The 474-nt window shown below is 65.8% G+C and carries 1 pseudogene; it reads right to left on the bottom strand.

From position 1 onward, the window contains the following. Positions 1 to 474: pseudogene (locus tag P0G09_RS15570) on the bottom strand (peptidase M16); the annotation flags it as partial.

Here is a 474-nt window from a genome sequence, read left to right as displayed (position 1 = left end):
CTGCCAGCAGCAGATCCTTCAGCAGGTCGTTGAACCAGCCGGTGGAGAGCTTCTCCCGCAGGGAAGCAAACAGCTTGTCGGTGTGTAGCAGCAGGGCCGGGTCGCCGGTATGGAGCCAGCCGGTGGCGGCATAGATGGCATCCAGCACGCCGTCGGGCAGGTTGCCCGGGCGCTCCAGGGAGGCAATCTCCATGGCGTTCAGGCTGGCCAGCAGCAGTTCCTCGGGGATGCCCCCTGCCAGCAGGTCGGTCACAGCCTGTTTCACGCCAGCTGCAAATTTGGGGGCAGTCTCTGCAGTGGCCCCCCGCAGCACCAGCTCCAGCGTGGGCTGCAGGGTGCTGTCGTCAAAGCCAAGGTCAATCTCCGCACCCAGCTTCTGCTCCAGCAGAGCTGCCTTCAGCGGGGACTGGTTGGTGCCCAGCAGGGCATCCAGCAGGATCTCCACGCCCCGCTGGCGCTCCCGGTCAGCAAACG

The sequence above is a fragment of the Faecalibacterium sp. DFI.5.82 genome (genome assembly GCF_029076575.1).
Lineage (GTDB): Bacteria > Bacillota > Clostridia > Oscillospirales > Ruminococcaceae > Faecalibacterium > Faecalibacterium duncaniae.
Note: the sequence above shows the minus strand (reverse complement) of the source record. Positions and strands in the feature narration are given on the sequence as shown.